General features: G+C 32.1%; 15 protein-coding genes. 7 read left to right on the top strand and 8 right to left on the bottom strand.

Annotated elements, in window-relative coordinates:
• Positions 1 to 194 precede the first annotated feature (194 nt).
• Positions 195 to 623: a 6-pyruvoyl trahydropterin synthase family protein gene (locus D9V42_RS02145; protein WP_122062836.1), complete on the bottom strand. Its 429-nt coding sequence runs from the start codon at positions 621 to 623 to the stop codon at positions 195 to 197.
• 136 nt (positions 624 to 759) lie between these two features.
• On the opposite strand from D9V42_RS02145, the gene D9V42_RS02150 reads away from it, so the two are divergent.
• Complete coding sequence (locus tag D9V42_RS02150; RefSeq protein ID WP_122062838.1) at positions 760 to 1,113, top strand: DUF488 domain-containing protein; 354 nt, start codon at positions 760 to 762, stop codon at positions 1,111 to 1,113.
• A 103-nt stretch (positions 1,114 to 1,216) separates the two neighbouring features.
• On the opposite strand, the gene D9V42_RS02155 is transcribed toward D9V42_RS02150, so the two are convergent.
• The 3 genes from D9V42_RS02155 to D9V42_RS02165 all read right to left on the bottom strand — a co-directional run bounded on the left by D9V42_RS02155 (position 1,217) and on the right by D9V42_RS02165 (position 4,423).
• Complete coding sequence (locus tag D9V42_RS02155) at positions 1,217 to 1,738, bottom strand: M23 family metallopeptidase (protein ID WP_411847815.1); 522 nt, start codon at positions 1,736 to 1,738, stop codon at positions 1,217 to 1,219.
• A gap of 331 nt (positions 1,739 to 2,069) precedes the next feature.
• The gene (locus D9V42_RS02160; RefSeq protein WP_107529648.1) at positions 2,070 to 3,014 is read right to left on the bottom strand and encodes a nucleoside hydrolase; all 945 of its coding nucleotides are present in this window, start codon (positions 3,012 to 3,014) and stop codon (positions 2,070 to 2,072) included.
• A 56-nt stretch (positions 3,015 to 3,070) separates the two neighbouring features.
• Entirely contained in the window at positions 3,071 to 4,423 is a 1,353-nt protein-coding gene (locus D9V42_RS02165) for an amino acid permease (RefSeq protein ID WP_107529647.1), read from the bottom strand.
• Positions 4,424 to 4,778: 355 nt separating this feature from the next.
• On the opposite strand from D9V42_RS02165, the gene D9V42_RS02170 reads away from it, so the two are divergent.
• Positions 4,779 to 5,750: a DMT family transporter gene (locus D9V42_RS02170; protein ID WP_122062842.1), complete on the top strand. Its 972-nt coding sequence runs from the start codon at positions 4,779 to 4,781 to the stop codon at positions 5,748 to 5,750.
• A 180-nt stretch (positions 5,751 to 5,930) separates the two neighbouring features.
• Positions 5,931 to 6,494 (top strand): TetR/AcrR family transcriptional regulator, encoded by a 564-nt coding sequence (locus tag D9V42_RS02175; protein ID WP_107529645.1) that lies wholly within the window; start codon positions 5,931 to 5,933, stop codon positions 6,492 to 6,494.
• Between the two features lie 130 nt (positions 6,495 to 6,624).
• On the opposite strand, the gene D9V42_RS02180 is transcribed toward D9V42_RS02175, so the two are convergent.
• A complete protein-coding gene (locus D9V42_RS02180; protein ID WP_107529644.1) occupies positions 6,625 to 7,416 on the bottom strand; it encodes a trypsin-like serine peptidase in 792 nt (263 codons plus the stop codon).
• A 302-nt stretch (positions 7,417 to 7,718) separates the two neighbouring features.
• Between D9V42_RS02180 and D9V42_RS02185 the strand changes: the two genes are divergently transcribed.
• Positions 7,719 to 8,696, top strand: coding sequence for an LLM class oxidoreductase (locus D9V42_RS02185; protein WP_122062844.1), 978 nt, complete (start codon positions 7,719 to 7,721; stop codon positions 8,694 to 8,696).
• Positions 8,674 to 8,907 carry a DUF896 domain-containing protein gene (locus tag D9V42_RS02190; protein WP_029378159.1) on the top strand — a complete coding sequence of 78 codons (234 nt, stop codon included), beginning with the start codon at positions 8,674 to 8,676 and terminating at the stop codon, positions 8,905 to 8,907. Before D9V42_RS02185 ends, D9V42_RS02190 begins: the two co-directional genes overlap by 23 nt.
• 70 nt (positions 8,908 to 8,977) lie before the next feature.
• Here D9V42_RS02190 and D9V42_RS02195 read toward each other — a convergent pair whose 3' ends face one another.
• Complete coding sequence (locus D9V42_RS02195; protein ID WP_107529642.1) at positions 8,978 to 9,832, bottom strand: fructosamine kinase family protein; 855 nt, start codon at positions 9,830 to 9,832, stop codon at positions 8,978 to 8,980.
• Between the two features lie 259 nt (positions 9,833 to 10,091).
• On the opposite strand from D9V42_RS02195, the gene D9V42_RS02200 reads away from it, so the two are divergent.
• Together D9V42_RS02200 and D9V42_RS02205 are read left to right on the top strand one after the other, a co-directional pair.
• Positions 10,092 to 11,156, top strand: coding sequence for a quinone-dependent dihydroorotate dehydrogenase (locus D9V42_RS02200; RefSeq protein ID WP_122062846.1), 1,065 nt, complete (start codon positions 10,092 to 10,094; stop codon positions 11,154 to 11,156).
• 94 nt (positions 11,157 to 11,250) lie between these two features.
• Positions 11,251 to 11,673, top strand: coding sequence for a universal stress protein (locus D9V42_RS02205; protein WP_107557994.1), 423 nt, complete (start codon positions 11,251 to 11,253; stop codon positions 11,671 to 11,673).
• A gap of 61 nt (positions 11,674 to 11,734) precedes the next feature.
• Here the strand turns inward: D9V42_RS02205 and D9V42_RS02210 are convergent, their stop codons facing one another.
• Positions 11,735 to 12,544 carry a Cof-type HAD-IIB family hydrolase gene (locus D9V42_RS02210; protein WP_122062847.1) on the bottom strand — a complete coding sequence of 270 codons (810 nt, stop codon included), beginning with the start codon at positions 12,542 to 12,544 and terminating at the stop codon, positions 11,735 to 11,737.
• Between the two features lie 58 nt (positions 12,545 to 12,602).
• The gene (locus tag D9V42_RS02215) at positions 12,603 to 12,983 is read right to left on the bottom strand and encodes a VOC family protein (protein ID WP_122062849.1); all 381 of its coding nucleotides are present in this window, start codon (positions 12,981 to 12,983) and stop codon (positions 12,603 to 12,605) included.
• Between the last annotated feature and the right edge of the window lie 243 nt (positions 12,984 to 13,226).

Here is a 13,226-nt window from a genome sequence, read left to right on the forward strand (position 1 = left end):
TGCGCAGCCACAATCAAAATATTACAACATAAAAAAGTAGATAGCCGAAATCTCAATATTAAATCTGATTTCGGCTACCTACTTCAATATATAATTAACACGTTTTCATAATCTACAAGATTGTTTTAGCATAACGCTATATTTATTCTAATGTTATCAGTTCAAGGAAACGTTAATAACACAAATTTTCAATTTTACTGTTTCATTAAATTTGCTGTTAGTACAAGCCCTTGAGATGCCGTTTCAAAAAATTCCAATTTTTGTAACTGGCTCTCCTTAGGCAATCTTTTTTCAAATTGTTCCCATATCCATATAGCAATATTTTCAGCAGTTGTATTCATTTCAGGTAGTGTGTCATTTACCAACTGACCATCTAAATACGGTTCAATTGCTTGTTGATATAATTTATCTACTTCATTGAAATCTAATGCCAATCCATATTCATCTATATCTGATAAAATTTCAATATTAAATTGATATCGTTGATCTTCTAAGTCTTTATGCACAGTATTTGTAAAATAAATTCGATTATCACAAGTGAATTCATAATAATTCTTTATCAAAACTTGGCCATTACGATATTTAAACTGACCAGGTGGTTGAATATGATCAAATTTAGCCATTACGCTCACTCCTATCGTCATTTTTATTAATATACCCTTTTATATAACAAGTACATACTGATTTATCAATGTTTTTATTCCATCTTTAAAGGTAAAGATAAAACTAATTAAGTAAACATTGGAGGAGATTTTTTACATGGCGATATACATTCAAAGAATTTATGAAGACAAACAGCAAGAAGGTTTAAGAATACTCGTAGATCGCGTATGGCCAAGAGGTATAGCTAAAGACGATGCGTATTTAGATCATTGGATAAAAGAAGTAGCCCCAACTTCTGAATTAAGAAAATGGTTTAACCATGATCCCAAGTTATATGCTGCTTTTAAAGAAAAGTACGAGAAAGAACTTCGCGAAAATATTAACCAAAAACAAGCATTTGAATCATTGCAGAATAAAGTTTCTGAGACTGATAAAGATATCATTTTATTATTTGCTGCTAAAGATAAAAAACATAATCAAGCTGTTGTACTTCAAGCGTTATTACAGTAAACAACTATAATTAACATAAACAAACGTAAAACTACCGCTCATCCTATTAGCACTTTAGGATCAACGGTAGTTTTTTATAATGTTGTTATCACATACACTCTAGTTATTTTAGTTCATATAGGCTTTTCTCACCATCTGGTAATTTTTCAACAAAATCTTTAGGATCTTCTGCATAGTCATTACCGATACCACCATTCATTCTCTGAAAATGAAGGTGAGACCCGGTCGTTTGTTCTCCCGTATTACCAGAAAGTGCAATTACATCTCCCGCTTGTACATTGTCTCCTACTTTAACTTTAAATTGATTTAAATGCATATACCATTGGTGATACTGTCCGTTCGTTTCAGCTATTTGCACTACTTTGCCACCTAAGTCATTCTCAAATGTGCGAGTAACCTTGCCATCTGTTGCGGCTTTAACCGGTGTATCTTCAGGCAAATCATAATCTATCCCATAATGTTTCCCATCAAAACCGCTAAACTCATATTTACCAAAATTTTCGGTTTCTCTGCTCCGATCAAAAAAATCTGTATAAGATGTCGATTGCTCATTTGTATTATTTTGATTTCTGATTTCTGAAAAATTTTCATTTATACTTTTTTGTATATAATCCATATTCGTCATCAAGAAAATAAATGGAACGATTATAAGGATTAATAGCACAATTGTTTTCAACGTATTTTTCACTAAATGAATCACCTTTTAATATAGTTATTATTAGTTCATAAGTATACTTTTTATAGTTCCAAAAAACTAATAATCCGCTTAAAAAGCACCTCATACTTTAGTTTGACATAATAAATTAGGCAGGGAAGTGCAATTTCTTATTTCCACTTCCACATATAACTCAAAGCTACGTAATTATTATTTCACATGGTATTGTACCGCGACCAAATGCTGTACATACAATCCCCATTTAAGTCTTTAGTATTTATATCTATACTTAAAAGTTAAGTTATTGGTCATCACTATAACTTTTAAGTATGTCCTCCATTAATATCCATACGCGTTCAACATCTACAGCAGTCGCAAAATAAGCATTTTTTTCATTATTTGTAATGTTATTTAAATCAACAGCCATCGTTCCATAGGTAAGCGCACTTTGATGTTCGATATCAATATGTGTTTGTTGCATTGTAAATAAATCGGGCTCCAACAAATACAAAATTGTACATGCATCATGTATAGGGCCACCATCCATATTAAAGTGTGTTTTGTATGTAGATTTAAAGAATTCTAAAAGTTCTACCACAAATTTTGCAATTTGATTATCTATTGCTTTAAATCTGTTGATAATGGCGTCGTTTGCCAGTACTTGATGTGTTACATCTAAGCCAAACACGTTGATAGGAACGCCACAATCAAATACACGTTTTGCCGCTTCAGCATCAACCCAAATATTAAATTCCGCAGTAGGTGTCCAATTTCCGAAAGTCCCCCCACCCATAATCGTTATAGAATCTATATATTGTGTAATACTCGGCTCTTTAATTAAAGCTGTTGCAATATTCGTCAAGGGGCCTGTAGCCACTAGTGTTACAGGTGCCTCACTATGTTTTAGTGTTTCAATTATTACATCAGCGGCGTGACTTTGCGTTGGTTTTAACGAAGGTACTTCTGGTAATTTCGGACCGTCTAATCCACTATTACCATGTATTTCTGATGCAAATGAAGCTGGTTTAATCAATGGTCTTGTAGCACCGACAGATACACTAATATCTCCTCTTCCCATTACTTCCAATACATTCAAAGCATTTTTGGTATTTTTTTCAACTGATTGGTTACCAGCCACTGTTGTTACAGCTAATATATCTAACGTACTATTTTTAGCTCCTGCTAATATTAACGCAATCGCGTCATCATGTCCTGGATCACAATCCATAATAATTTTTTTACTCATATTCTTCACTCCTATCATAAAAATACATGACGTGTATATTTCAAAGTTAAAAGTTATTAGACTGCATGTTTTTTGTACTGTCTATACATAATTGCAAGTACAATTAACCACAATGGCGCAAAGATAACACCTATTCGTGTTTCTGGATTTACAAATAATACACAAAAAATAAAAGTAAAAAATATGATAATACATAACGCCATTACTTTACCACCAGGCATTTTAAATTTACTTTCCTTATGTAAATCCGGTCGAGCACGTGTGTATCTATAATACGCAACCATAATCAATGTCCATATAAATATGTTTAATACTGTAGAAACCGTACTGATATAAACGAATACAGTTGTCGCATTAGGTATAAAATAGTTTAGTAATACTGCAAAGAGTAGTAATGTACATGTTACTAATATTGCTGTAATAGGTACACCTCTACGATTCGTTACTTGGAACTTAGGTGGCGCTTGTTTTCTATTTGCTAATCCGAATAATGTTCTACTATTTGCAAATATACCACTATTACAAGCAGATGCAGCTGCAGTTAATACAACAAAATTAATAATTCCTGCAGCAAATGGGATACCAACTAGCGCAAATACTTTAACAAATGGACTGCTATCTGGATCTAATTGATTCCAAGGTATAATAGAAATAATAACTGCTAGAGCACCTATATAAAATATTAGAATCCTAAATGGTACATTATTAATAGCTTGTGGAATCGTTTTATGAGGATTTTTAGTTTCTCCTGCTGTAATCCCAATCATTTCAATACCAAGGAAAGAAAAAATCGCCATCTGGAATGACATTAAAAATCCAGACATACCATTGGGAAAAACCCCTCCATTATTGTATATATTAGAAACACTTGCATGTCCAAATGGTGTTTGATAAGCCATTACAATCATGACAATACCTATAATAATCAATGCGATGATAGTAACAACTTTAATAATGGCAAACCAAAATTCTAATTCTCCAAACAATCTCGTACTCAGTAAATTGAATGACATTAACAATAAGATACAGGCTAATGCCGATAACCAATTTGGAATTTCTGGATACCAAAATGATACATATTTTGCTACAGCTGTAACTTCTGCCATACCGGAAATAATCCATGTTAACCAGTAAGTCCAACCAGTAATAAAACCAGCGAGCGGTCCAACATATTCATTTGTTATATCCGCAAACGAATTAAATTTTGTATCTGAAAGTAACATTTCTCCCATAGCCCTCATAAACATAAATAATGCAAATCCTACAATAATATATGTTAGTAAAATGGATGGCCCTGCTAAACTAATAGATTGCCCAGCTCCTAAGAATAAACCTGTACCGATTGCACCACCAATAGCAATTAATTGTATATGTCTATTACTTAACTCTCTCTTTAATCTGTCTGCCATAGTTCCTAACCCCTTAATCTTGAAATATGCGCACATTTCTATTTTACTACTTTTTTACTTAGACAAGAACGTTGCACCAAATTTTCATTAACAGTGTATTAACGTGCTTTTAGCAAATAATTTCTCCTATTATATTTACCATTAACTCAATAATAAAAAAGCCAAACCGCTTTATGTATGCGCTTACATAATACTACAATCATAAATCAACTACATTCATATTTCAACTTAAATTATTTTTTTAAAAAGTTTTATGCACAACACTTATATTATATTCACAAATATTCTACTCTTGCTTATATTAAAAAAACTGTTAAATTAAAAATATTAACTTATATATCTAAGGGGGGATTTGATGCGCGCGATTTTTATAGGTATTCTCGGAGCGTTATTTTTTTCAATCACATTTATACTCAATCATTCTATGGCAAGTAGTGGTGGTAATTGGTTATTCAGTGCTTCATTACGTTTTATATTTATGTTCCCATTTCTTTTTATTTTTGTTTATATTAAAAAAAGACACGGATACATACTTGAACATATTAAAAAGTACTTTCTACAATGGTTACTTTGGAGTACGCTTGGTTTCGTCTTTTTCTATATTCCAATTACATTCGTCTCCAATTATAGTCCAGGTTGGTTAATATCAGCAACATGGCAATTAACAATTATTTGTGGTTTATTACTTGCGCCTTTATTTTATGAATATGTTCAGTTTGATAAACAATTAGTTAAAGTTAGGGAACGTATTTCTTGGCGCTCTGTTAGTACTTCTAGCGTTATGGTATTTGGTGTTGTGTTAGTTCAAATACCTCAAATTACGTCCATAGAAATGAAAACCTTTATTCTCTCTGTTGTTCCACTTATCATTGGAGCTTTCAGTTATCCGTTGGGTAATCGTAAAATGATGGAACTTGTAGACAATGAATTAACAACAATTGAACGTATTTATGGTATGACTTTAGTGACGTTACCCATCTGGATTATTATCTTTGTAATCGGTGTTTTCAACAGTGGCTTCCCCGCTTCTAATCAAGTATTACAAACATTTTTAGTCGCTGTATTTTCTGGTATTATTGCGACTACACTCTTCTTCTATGCGACGAATTTAGTAAAAAACAACCAAGCTAAATTAGCTGCTGTTGAAGCAACCCAAGCCACTGAAATAATCTTTACACTCATTGGTGAAATGTTATTTTTGGGGTTACCTTTACCAGATTCTATTAGTATGATTGGTATCATTATTATCACATTAGGTATTTTTGTTTATAGCTTTATGAATGCCAAAATTAGAGAAAACAATAGTGAGATTCAAAAATTCAACTAATTTTTCAAATCATATCCGTGTATACTATTTTGTTACACTTCAAAAAGGACTTTTAAAATACAATGAAAACTATGTCTACAACTTGAGCCAAACAGTCACATTGACATTCTTATTTGAAAGCAAGATAATTTATATCAAATAGCATTGCTAGTGATTTAAATTAAAGGAGGTTCAAGGTCAATGCCGACAACTCATGTTGACCCAAGAATTACCAGAACTAAAAAATTATTGATGGATGCCTTCCGAGCTATAGCAAAAGAAAAGAAACTTCAATCCATAACAGTGAAAGACATTACAGACCGTGCAACTGTTAATCGTGCAACGTTCTATGCTCATTTTTATGATAAATATGACATCATGGATTATACATTGTCGGAAACTTTACTTAAAAACTTAAATGATTCATTAAATGTATCAACGGAACTTAATGAGGAAACGCTTTGTAAAAGTTTTATAACTATCACAAGCTATATTCAAGAGACGCATAACGAATGCAAATTAAATAGTGAAGCTTATGGTCAAGTTGTAGAAAAAAGGGTGAAAGAAGAATTAGAGGATATCTTTCTAACATTGCTAGTACAACAGCACGTTAACGAAAATCGTGAAACGCTTGCTACAACTGCAAGATTCTTGTCTTGGGGGCTGTATGGAACAGCTAAGCATTGGTTCCATACAAGTCAATTACCAGCACAAACCTATATCAAACAAGCACTTCCTTTCTTAATGAATCAAAATACTAATTAAATATATTTAAAGAGCGGAGCTATAAAATCAAATCGTATTATTGATTTTATAGCTCCGCTTTATATTTTATACTGTAATTTAAATATCACTTTACATTTTCAAACATATCAAATGTATATTTTTTAATTCTTTATTCTCTATTTTCATTTATAAAATCTAATACTTTACCTGTTATCGCCACTGCGCTATTACTTTCACCCTCAATACCACCTTGATGCAATCCAATAACTTCATTATTTTCATTAAAGAGTGGTGAACCAGAATTACCACCATAAGTACTCGCATCATATGTAAGTATATTACTATTATTAGCTAAAATTTCTCCTTTACTTTCCCACATTGTCGCTAATGACTTATCTCCAGGATACCCAGTAACCGTTATAGGTTCACCTTCATTAACATTTGAAGCATCTTGTAACGTTGCTGGTTGAACAACATCACCTACTGATTGACCGTTTTTATTTTCATTAAAATGAACAACCACTAAATCTTCCTCACCAGGGTATGCTTTTATTTCTTTTTCAGTAAAAGTACCATTTGGAAATGTATCAGCATCTTTGGCAGCTGGTGCAAAGGTCATGTTGCCATCCGAAAGGTCTGCAACATGCTTATTCGTTAACACCGTATTCTTATCTATTACAACACCTGTCGCGATATTGTTTCCAATATTGATATAACCAATAGATTGATAATGTCCACTGTTTGTATTTTCAATTTGTGTTCTATCTTCGTTGGGTAATATTACTCTTGGCATTGCTTTGTTTTCAGCAGGACGATCTGCTGTATTTTGCGTCGCTTCAGTATCCTGTGCTGTAGTATTAGTACTCTGAGCATCAACCTTACTATCACTATTAAACATGGCTAATGACAATATAGCGATAAAAGCACATGAGATACTATTAATTAATATTCTTTTCAACATAAATTAACCCTCCAATAAAATATAAATCTCTTCTTCAATTTAAAGAATTTTCTAAAAATAATCAAATTATATTATATTTTAAATTTCTTTATGAAAAAACATTTCATTATACATGGAATAATTTATATTCATTAAATAAAGGTTTTACTTATCTAACCAACATTTAAGATTATTTGTTGTTTACACGATATATGCATAAACATGTTGTTTGCTTTAATTAGAAGCACGTTATACAATACATCTATACAACATGTGTTAGTTAGACGATTTGTGTTGTAAATTAAAAGTTAGGAGGGATAGACGTGACAACAATCCAACACCATTATGGATTCCAACGTACTTTTCAAAAGGATCACCTGACCTTAGGGTTAGCATTTCCTTTCGACAATTCAGAAGACCATAAATTATCATTTGAAAATCAAATTGAGTTAGCTCAACATGCTGAAGAACTCGGATTTACAAGCCTATTTGTGCGTGACAGTCCGCTTTATAGTCCACATCTAGGAAATGTAACGACAAACTACGATCCGTTTGTATTTTTATCTTATCTCAGTGCCAAAACATCTAAAATCGCTCTCGGAACCTCTAGTATTGTTGCTACATTACGTCATCCAATTCATATAGCTAAGGCAGCTACTTCTCTTGACTTCATTTCAAATGAGCGCTTTTTGTTAGGTATGGCGACAGGAGACCGTAAATTTGAATTTCCTACATTTAAGATAAAAGAAGAACAGTTAACCGAAACATTTCAAGATACTATTTCAGCTATAAATGAGTTATGGCAAGAACATTCACCAGATATATCAAACTCAATATTTGAATTATACGAAGACTCAGGGCTACAAATGTTGCCAAAGCACAATCATATCCCAATGTTCGCCACAGGCTATTCAAAACAACAAATGTCTTGGTTAAAGTCCAATATGGACGGCTTAATGTTTTACCCACAACCATTTCAACAACAGAAAGCGCTACTTCAAGATTGGCATAACAATGATACTTTCAAGCCATTTATGCATCCGCTTGTTGTAGATTTATCAAACCAAGCGAACGAATTAGTGAAACCTATAAAAGGTGGTTATCGGTTAGGTAGAAATACTTTAATAAAAATTCTAAAAGCCTATGAGAAAATCGGCACAAATCATATTATGTTACATTTAAAATCAAAGAACAGATCATATAAATCATTATTAACAGAAATTGGCGATTATGTAATACCACATTTCCCGCCACACTTATTACAGGAGGAACATAAAAATGACATTATTAGACAGAATTAATGAACTTGCAAATAAAGAAAAAGTAGAAGTATTGAGTGTTGAAGAAAAACAAGAACAACACACATTAAGACAAGAATATTTACAAATGATTCGTGGACAAGTTATTAATACATTTTCAACAATGAAAGTAGTAGACCCATTAGGTGAAGACGTAACACCTGATAAAGTTTATAAATTACGTGAAGAAATGGGAACATTAGACCTTAATTAAAACGCAAAAAAGAGCGATACAGCAATCTAGTTTAAGATAGATTGCTGTATCTCTCCTTTTTTATATTTTATTATGACAAGATTTGTTTCATAGAGCGTTTAACGCTTTCCGCATACATACCACCAAATTTAACTAAATGGACCATCAATAAATATAATCTATAGAATTCGAGACGCTTTTCTACATCTTCATTTATTGGATAATGTTTGTCATATTCATTGTAAAATGCCTCTGTAAAACCACCAAAGACAGTAGTAATACCTAAATCGAATTCTCTGTCACCATATAATGGCGCTGGGTCAAATAACGCTGGTGAACCATCTTTCAGGAACATATAATTTCCACCCCATAAATCACCGTGCAATAAAGAGGGTTTACTTGGATGTTGTTTTAATGTATCTACTATTACTGAACGTACAGATTCATATTGCGAAACATCGTCGTCGCTCCAAGCTCCTTGCTCTACTAAGGTATCTTTCAGATGATCTAAGCGTCGATTCACAAATAATGTTATCCAATTATCTGTCCAACTATTATCAAATGTTATATCTCCACCTTCATAAGGTAAATCAAAACCAAACTTGCCATTTACTTGTTGTTTACTATGCATTTGGGCTACTAATTCCGCTAATGCTTCTTGACTTCCTGTACGACCTTCATCTAAATAAGTTAATAATAAATAAGCGTCACCCTCAATTTCACCACTTCCTATTACTCTTGGTGCAGTAACTTCCGCCTCTTCAAAAAGTTCTAAACCTGAAATTTCTGCCGCAAAAAAAGATGCGTTTCGGTTTCGTTGAACTAATAAAAAATAGGTTCTCTCAACTGTCTCAATTTTAAATGCTTCATTTACATCTCCACCGCTAACAGGTGAAATAGACTTTATATTATTTAAAGGCAGTTGTGTTTGCCATGACTGTTTCATGAGTTATACCTCCAATTATTATATTTAAAAATAAATACATCATTATTATTGCCCTTTTTAACTTATGTAATCACTCACAGATTCAAATAAATTGTATGTGAAAGTTTTAATAATTCTTTTATTTGCTCTAGGCATATATTACGTAAAATGCTAGTCTATTAAAGACATCTTTTTCAATTTTACTTTTTAAAATTGACTAGGCACTCATCACAATACATAATTTTATTACAAATAATTTGATAAATGGAGCGATCATGATATGTACAAACTCATCAAACCTATTTTATTCCAAATAGATCCTGAAAAAGCGCACGGGATGACAATTAACGCACTCAAATTCGTCCAAAAATATCCAAAACTTTTACCTGTTATTAACCAATTATTTCACTATGAAAATGAAAGCTTATACCAAAATATCAAAGGTATCCAATTCAATAATCCAATTGGATTAGCAGCAGGTTTTGATAAATCTTGTGAAGTACCTAAAGCCTTAGAAAACGCTGGTTTTGGTGCACTTGAATTAGGGGGTATCACACCTAAACCACAACCTGGTAATCCCAAACCACGAATGTATCGCTTAGTGGAAGATAATGCACTGATTAACAGAATGGGTTTTAATAATCTAGGCATGAACAAAGCTTTAAGTAATCTACGTAAATATAATTATCAAATTCCAATTGGCCTTAATGTTGGCGTTAACAAGACAACATCTTATGATGCGCGTTATGAAGATTATATTAAAGTTATCGATACATTTAAAAATGACGTTACCTTTTTCACGGTTAACATCAGCTCTCCAAATACGAAAAACTTACAAAGTTTCCATGATAAAGATGCATTCGCCCAATTGTGCGAAGCTATACAATCTTATCAAGAAAAACAAAATCTCAACGTACCTATTTTCATCAAACTTACATCTGATTTAACATTAGACGGACTCGGTCAAATGTTAGAACCGATAACACAAACCTTTGACGGTATTATACTAGCCAATACAACGCAACAACGTGAACATTTAAATTCAGACAATCGTCATGAAACAGGTGGATTGAGCGGAAGACCATTATTCAACCGTAATCTAGAATTAATTTCATATGCTTATAAACAAACAAATGGTAATTTCTTAATTATTGGTACAGGCGGTATTTTCAGTGATACTGATGTAATTAAAATGTTACGTAGTGGGGCTTCATTAGTACAAATATATAGTTCTTTAGTTTTTGAAGGACCTGGATTAACTCAAAAATTAAATAAGCAACTCGCACATTATCTCAAATCTAATGGTTATAATCATGTTAGTGAAATTATTGGGTTAGACGCCTAATATTTCTAAGTGCTTGTCTACACGCATTTTTGCACTGCCTCTTTTATTTTAAAAATAATAGGGTATATGTACAACAAAAGGAGGTAGTGCCATTATGTATAAAAATATATTATTAGCTTATGATTTTGATAATTCGTTTAACAATGTACCTGAAGAGTTGCAAAATCTAACCGCTGGCGTGGATGATGCTGAAATTACAGTATTCCACGTTATACCAGAAAGCGAGTTAGAAACTTCAGTACGGTATGATAATAAACACTTTGAAGATTTGGCACATGAAAAAAGCGAATTACTCGAACCTTTTGTTAACAAATTAGAAGATCTAGGTTTAAATGTAAATATTAGATTTAGTACAGGCTACATCAAAAACTCAATTTTGTCAGAAATTAAAGAACACAGCTATGATATTATTGTAATGAGTAATACGCGTACAAAATCAGATATTAAAAATATACTTGGTAATGTGACACACAAAATTGCAAGTAACGTAAATATACCTGTACTTATTGTAAATTAGCCTTCATACAAAAACTCAATTCCTCTATCATAAATGACTAGAAGAATTGAGTTTTATTTTTTTATTGCTGTTGCTTCAAATACTGTTCAATCACTTGTAGAACACCAGAGTCATCATTTGAAGGTGCTTTATGCTGGGCAACCGCTTCTACCTCAGGGCTACAATTAGCCATCGCATAGCTATGTGTAGTTAAGCCTAACATTTCTATATCATTATTGGCATCTCCAAATGCTAATAACTCGTCATGTGCAATACCCCATTGTTTTAATATGTCTTCAATCGCAACACCTTTATTAACATTTGGTAAAATAAGATCCACACTGTTGTTACCACTTGTTACTGCACGTAATTCTCCTCTAAATTTAGTTTCTAATGCATCCATAACTGCTTTAACCAAATCTTTATCTTTGATGCGCATAGCAACTTTTACAAAATTATCTTCCTCTATATGCTCAAAGGACGCTACTTTTTCAATATCATAATAATAATTACTAATAAAATTCATAAATTCATTGCTACATGTCTGTTTTACATAAGCTGATTTAATACCACTCAACACAATATCTGCTAACCCAAAGTCTCTTGTAAGTGTCTCTACGACATCATAAATGAGCTGTTGATCAAAGTAATAAGATGTCATCAATTCATTATCATAATAAGTAACGGCACCATTTTCAGCAACATACGTGATATGTTGGTCTTTTTCCGGAAAAAATGACTGTAATTGCGCATATTGATTACCACTTGCCACAATAAATTTAATATCTTGACGCTTCAACTCATCAAATATTTCCTCAAAATATGCCTTATCATATGTGTGATCCGATTTTAAAAAGGTCCCATCTTTATCTACAGCGATTGCTTTTATCATCATTGATACTCCTTTCTGTTCTCGAAAATATAATTAAATAGTCATATACTTGCTTAAATTACATTACAATAATATTAAAAAGGTGACCATCAATATCTCTAAATAAGCCACCATAATACCCTTCATGCATAGTACTACTTTGTAGAACTTCTCCACCTGATGTTTCAACTTGTTCTAATAAGCAATCCACCTCTTCCGGTTCAGATACAGAAATAGAAACTAATGCACTATGACTTCCAATATTTGAAACTTGGGCGACTTTTTCAAATTGATTACGTTCAATAAGCATTATGACTTTATTATCTAAAGTTTCAATTCCTCTCATTTTATCTAAAACTGCTTCGTTTCTTTTGATTGTAAAGCCTATTTCACTAAAAAATGTTTCACTTGCTGCTAAATCTTCTACCGGTAAATTAAGCCAAGATGATTGTATATTCATTTTACTCCTCCCATTTTTATCACCATACCATACTCCGCTTTTACAGTGCTATAAAGAACCTATCTCACGCCTCTTTCTTCACTCTTATACAACAAGTTTTTAATGAAATAACGTTAATAAATCATTATTTATTTGACACATAATCTCTAAATGAGTTACAGTTTTCAACATCTTATTTGCTTATTTTCAACACTTTAAAGCATTTGAAGATAGTTATAACCAAATTATGATGAATTTAAGGTC

The sequence above is a fragment of the Staphylococcus pseudoxylosus genome (genome assembly GCF_003697915.1).
GTDB classification, from domain to species: domain Bacteria; phylum Bacillota; class Bacilli; order Staphylococcales; family Staphylococcaceae; genus Staphylococcus; species Staphylococcus pseudoxylosus.

Excerpts from the sequence above, each read along its gene's own strand:
- D9V42_RS02200 (WP_122062846.1), top strand. The coding sequence starts at position 10,092 with ATGTACAAACTCATCAAACCTATTTTATTCCAAATAGATCCTGAAAAA.
- D9V42_RS02165 (WP_107529647.1), bottom strand. The coding sequence starts at position 4,423 with ATGGCAGACAGATTAAAGAGAGAGTTAAGTAATAGACATATACAATTA.
- D9V42_RS02160 (WP_107529648.1), bottom strand. The coding sequence starts at position 3,014 with ATGAGTAAAAAAATTATTATGGATTGTGATCCAGGACATGATGACGCG.
- D9V42_RS02195 (WP_107529642.1), bottom strand. The coding sequence starts at position 9,832 with ATGAAACAGTCATGGCAAACACAACTGCCTTTAAATAATATAAAGTCT.
- D9V42_RS02175 (WP_107529645.1), top strand. The coding sequence starts at position 5,931 with ATGCCGACAACTCATGTTGACCCAAGAATTACCAGAACTAAAAAATTA.
- D9V42_RS02180 (WP_107529644.1), bottom strand. The coding sequence starts at position 7,416 with ATGTTGAAAAGAATATTAATTAATAGTATCTCATGTGCTTTTATCGCT.
- D9V42_RS02210 (WP_122062847.1), bottom strand. The coding sequence starts at position 12,544 with ATGATAAAAGCAATCGCTGTAGATAAAGATGGGACCTTTTTAAAATCG.
- D9V42_RS02215 (WP_122062849.1), bottom strand. The coding sequence starts at position 12,983 with ATGAATATACAATCATCTTGGCTTAATTTACCGGTAGAAGATTTAGCA.
- D9V42_RS02155 (WP_411847815.1), bottom strand. The coding sequence starts at position 1,738 with ATGACGAATATGGATTATATACAAAAAAGTATAAATGAAAATTTTTCA.
- D9V42_RS02190 (WP_029378159.1), top strand. The coding sequence starts at position 8,674 with ATGACATTATTAGACAGAATTAATGAACTTGCAAATAAAGAAAAAGTA.
- D9V42_RS02170 (WP_122062842.1), top strand. The coding sequence starts at position 4,779 with ATGCGCGCGATTTTTATAGGTATTCTCGGAGCGTTATTTTTTTCAATC.
- D9V42_RS02145 (WP_122062836.1), bottom strand. The coding sequence starts at position 623 with ATGGCTAAATTTGATCATATTCAACCACCTGGTCAGTTTAAATATCGT.
- D9V42_RS02150 (WP_122062838.1), top strand. The coding sequence starts at position 760 with ATGGCGATATACATTCAAAGAATTTATGAAGACAAACAGCAAGAAGGT.
- D9V42_RS02205 (WP_107557994.1), top strand. The coding sequence starts at position 11,251 with ATGTATAAAAATATATTATTAGCTTATGATTTTGATAATTCGTTTAAC.